Source organism: Nonomuraea sp. NPDC050643, assembly GCF_040654715.1.
GTDB lineage: Bacteria > Actinomycetota > Actinomycetes > Streptosporangiales > Streptosporangiaceae > Nonomuraea.
In genome coordinates this window covers 9,833-14,009 of record NZ_JBFAIM010000130.1, presented here as the reverse complement: position 1 = coordinate 14,009, position 4,177 = coordinate 9,833, and the positions used below count along the sequence as shown (strand labels likewise).

The 4,177-nt window shown below is 71.0% G+C and carries 3 protein-coding genes and 1 pseudogene; all 4 read right to left on the bottom strand.

Going from position 1 to position 4,177, the window contains the following annotated elements; all coding sequences use genetic code 11:
* Positions 1–376: pseudogene (locus AB0I15_RS65645) on the bottom strand (hypothetical protein); the annotation flags it as partial.
* Positions 377–605: 229 nt separating this feature from the next.
* Positions 606–3,113 (bottom strand): tetratricopeptide repeat protein, encoded by a 2,508-nt coding sequence (locus AB0I15_RS65640; protein ID WP_358120613.1) that lies wholly within the window; start codon positions 3,111–3,113, stop codon positions 606–608.
* A 228-nt stretch (positions 3,114–3,341) separates the two neighbouring features.
* Positions 3,342–3,743, bottom strand: coding sequence for a hypothetical protein (locus tag AB0I15_RS65635; RefSeq protein ID WP_358120610.1), 402 nt, complete (start codon positions 3,741–3,743; stop codon positions 3,342–3,344).
* Positions 3,744–3,763: 20 nt separating this feature from the next.
* A partial coding sequence (locus tag AB0I15_RS65630; protein WP_358120607.1) for a tetratricopeptide repeat protein occupies positions 3,764–4,177 on the bottom strand: 414 nt, incomplete at its 5' end.

Below are 4,177 nucleotides of genomic sequence, written 5' to 3'. Positions count from 1 at the left end.
GGTCGCGGTCGAGGGCCTTGGTGCGGTCGGGGGTGCGGGCGCGGCGGCGGATGCGGCGCAGCGGGTCGCCGGTCAGCCAGTCCTGGTCGCGCCACCAGCCGCCGGCGGAGCCGAGCGCATCCAGGCGGGCGTTGAAGGTGGCCGCAGCCGCGCCACCCCAGCGGCTGGTGAACCATTCGGCGAGCCGGTCGGCGCCGGCCTCGCCTTCGAGTGCGGTCAGCGGGGCGCCGGCGCCGAGTTCGGCGGCCAGGGCGCGCAGCGCGATCGCGTACGCCCGGGCGGTGTTGCGGTTGTCGATCGACGGAGGGGTCCCTGGCGACAGAGGACCGCGCTCGCTCTCTGTCGTGCATGTGCCCGGTCTCGCGCGCGCCTGCACGCGTAGGGAAGGGAGCTCTTGCACGCGGTGCACGTGCACGAGGCGCGACGGTCAAGCTTCGCTCGGGTAGAAAGACTGGCAACGTGACGTATTCGCCTGTGTCGTATCCGCCGCTCGGATGGTGCAATGTGGGGCGGGTGGGGCCTGGTCGCCGACGAGCCTGGATGATCATCCCCGTGTAACTGGGATTACATTGGCCCGATAATCGCCTCGAAGTCCGAATGTGAACCTACTGATTCTCGTTGGAGGAACCCGCATTTCCGTCCTCGCAGCGCCGCGTCCAGTAGGCGAGGTGGGCTCGGGCGGTCAGCGTGTCCGGATGCTCAGCACCCGAGACCCGCTCACGGATCGGCACCAGCTCGGTGAGTTGATCGCGCGCCCCGGCCGCATCCCCCGCCTCCCCCGACCAGCGCGCCAGGTTGGCCCGGTCGGCCAGCGTGTCCGGATGCTCGGCGCCCGAGACCCGCTCGCGGATCGGCAGCAGCGCCGCGAATTGATCACGCGCCCCCACCACATCCCCCGCCTCCCCCGACCAGCGCGCCAGGTTGGCCCGGTCGGCCAGCGTGTCCGGATGCTCGGCGCCCAAGACCCGCTCGCGGATCGACAGCAGCGCTGCGGACTGATCACGCGCCCCCACCACATCCCCGGCCCGCCCCGACCAGTAGGCCAGGTTGGCCCGGTCGGTCAGCGTGTCCGGATGCTCGGCGCCCGAGACCCGCTCGCGGATCGGCAGCAGCGCTGCGGACTGATCGCGCGCCCCCACCGCATCCCCCGCTGCCCCCCACCAGTAGGCCAGGTGGGCCCGGACGGCCAGCGTGTCCGGATGCTCAGCACCCGAGACCCGCTCACGGATCGGCACCAGCTCGGCGAGTTGATCGCGCGCCCCGGCCGCATCCCCCGCCTCCCCCGACCAGCGCGCCAGGTTGGCCCGAACGGCCAGCGTGTCCGGATGCTCGGCACCCGAGACCCGCTCGCGGATCGGCACCAGCGCCGCGAACTGATCACGCGCCCCCACCACATCGCCCACCATGGCGGTGTAATAGGCCAGCTCAGCCTGGGCGATCAGGGTGCGGAGGTGGTGCGGGCCATCGCGATCAAGCAGGGCTCGGTAGCGGTGGTGTTGCACGGTCATGGCGGTGGCGTAGGCGCCGCTGGCCTTCAGGTAGTCGATCACCTGGTTCATCGCGTCCGATTCGGGCGCCAGAGCCGTGCGTGCGTGGGGGAGCAGCCGTCCGTAGCGAGCCCAGGTGCCGATCACGGTCGGGTTCTCGGGCAGCGCGGCCGCCAGCACGCTGGCCGCCTCCTCCCTAACGGTTCGGCGCTGCTGGTCGGGCAGGTCGGCCAGGGTGACGGCCTGGACCAGGCGATGCACGCTGACCGCGTCCCGATCGTTGCTGATGGTGATCATGCTGTAGGAGGCCAGCAACGCCAGCGCCTTACCGACCCGCACAGGCTCGACCTCGGGCAGGTGGTGCAGCACACCAACGGGCAACTGGTCAGGGGCATAGCAGGCCAGCAGCGCCAGCAGCCGCGGCGCCAGCGCGTCGCGTTCGGCGATCCGCTGACGGGTGATCGCCCACACCCGGGCCAGTACCTCCTCCCCATCGGGAGCCTGGTGCAGCAGCCGGCGGTAGTCGGTGACGGTTACTCCGGGGGTGCGGGCGATGAACGCGCCCGCCTGCCGCAACGCCAGCGGCAAGAACCCCAGCTCCTCGGCGAGGCGCGCCAGCTCCCGCGCCGCCGGTTCTTCGTCGTCTTCGGTGGTGGGCCGGATGCCGATCAGCTTGGCCAGCAGCTGCCGGGCCGCCTCGGGCTCCAGCACCTCCAGGCTGATGGGGGTGCAGCCCATGTCCTGCCAGCCGGTATCGCGGCGGCTGGTGATCAGCACCCGCCCGCCGCTCAGCCGCCCCAAATACGGGTGCAGATCCTCGGCATCCTCGACGTTGTCGAAGATCAGCAGCCAGCCCGGTTGGGCGGCCAGCCACACCAGCGCCCAGGCCGCGGCCTCCTCCACACTCGCCTGCGCCGCCGCCACCGAATCAGCCCCCACGCACACGGTTCGCGCCAGCTCCGCCAGCGACGCCTGAATCTGGGTGGGGTTGTCGGCCTCGGACCACCACACCAGCGTGTACTTGTCGCGGTGGCGGGCGGCGTACTGCAACGCCAGCTCGCTCTTCCCGATACCGCCTAGCCCGTAGACGGCCGCTTGCGTGATCACCACCGATCCCGTCTTCTGCGTCCTGGTCAGCGTCCGGTGCAACCGGGTCAGAACCTGGCCGCGGCCCAGGAACACCGCCGCCGGCGGGCGCGGCAGCCTGCCCAGCCCATCCGGCGCGGCGGTCGTGGCGGCGTCGGGCAACGCCCGTCGGTTCGGCGTCGCCGGCCCGGGTTGGAGAAGGTCGGGGCCAGCTGCGGCCAGTGGCGGTCGTCCCACCGGCGCCTCATGGGCGGGGTCCTCATCCTGCGGCAGGTCCAGCTGGTCAGGCGAGCTTGTGCGTTCGCGCTGCTGTTCATCGGCGGGGCGGACGGCCGGGCGGGATGGCGGGCCGCTGGTGCGGGACTGCCGCAGCGCCAGCGCCGCCAGCAGCAGCGAGGCCAGCCCGATGGCGGCACCGGCCGGATCGACGCTCCCCTCGGAGGTGACCCACACGATCACCACGGCCGTGATGAACCCCACCGTGCCGGCGCCCGCCAAGATCCGGAAGACCCACGTGCGGCGCCTGATGCCCGACATCATCGATGGCCTACCGTCGGCGCCGCGATCGGCTGGTTCCTCCTGGTGTCCACGTGGTCATCGTCGCGGCCGTACATGCGAACCGGCATCAGATGCACACAAATCGTCCACCGACCACGGGAAGACCGTCAGCACACTGCGCGGCTTGGGCGGTGAGCCCTTCATGGCCTTGCCGAACCGGACGTAGGCCACACCCCGGTTTCCGAATTCCGCGGCGTGTCGTGGTGATCTTCAGGTCGTCGAGGGTGGCAGCCCGGTCTGCTGCGGGGGGTGCGGGGTCTCGGGCTGGGCGCTGAGGATGGTGAGTGTTTCCTGGACGGTGATGGCGATGACCTCGTCATCGTGAGCGTTCATCGTGCGGGTACGCCGCAGCTCGGTACGGACGGTCCGGGTGATGACGTCGGCGGCCGGGGTGCTGGTCTTCTTTTTCAGGTCGTTGTAGACGGTCCAGGCGAGGGCGGCCGCGCTGACGATGAGCGAGCTCAGGGAGATGGGATCGAGGTACTGATCGGGCCGGCGGCTGGCGTCGCGAGCGTGGAGGGCGGCTTCGACGTCGGTGACGAGGCCAGGCCCGTGCTGGGTGGTGAGGCGGTGGGCGGCGGCTCGCGCGCCTTCGGCGGCAGGGTCGGTCATGGTTGGGCTCCTGAGTTCGGTCATGTGCTGGGAGCGAGGACATAGTCCCGCACGGCGGAGGGAAGCGGCCGGCCGGTGATCTTCTCCCAGCCGGTTTCGAGGGCGGGCAGGCCGAGTTCGGTGGTCAGGCGTTTGAGGTGATGGGGTCCCGGGCCGGTGGCGGGATGGGGAACCTCCTCAAACAGCGCCACACAGCGGATCGTCCACTCCAAGGCCTGGCCGAGCTGATGCCGGGCTTCGGCGAGCAGGCCGAGTTGACCGTAGCTGGTGGCCATGCCGGGCCGGTTGCCGAGCTCCTCGAAGATGGTCAGGGATTTGCGGTACCAGGCGTCGGCCTCATCCAACCGGCCCCGCAACAGCGCGACGGTGCCGAGCTGGTGGTAGCTGCCGGCCATGCCGGGCCGGTTGCCGAGCTCCTCGAAGATGGTCAGGGA

What these genes read in the sequence shown, in the direction of transcription:
- AB0I15_RS65635 (WP_358120610.1), bottom strand. Translation starts at nt 3,743, where the DNA reads ATGACCGACCCTGCCGCCGAAGGCGCGCGAGCCGCCGCCCACCGCCTC.
- AB0I15_RS65640 (WP_358120613.1), bottom strand. Translation starts at nt 3,113, where the DNA reads ATGATGTCGGGCATCAGGCGCCGCACGTGGGTCTTCCGGATCTTGGCG.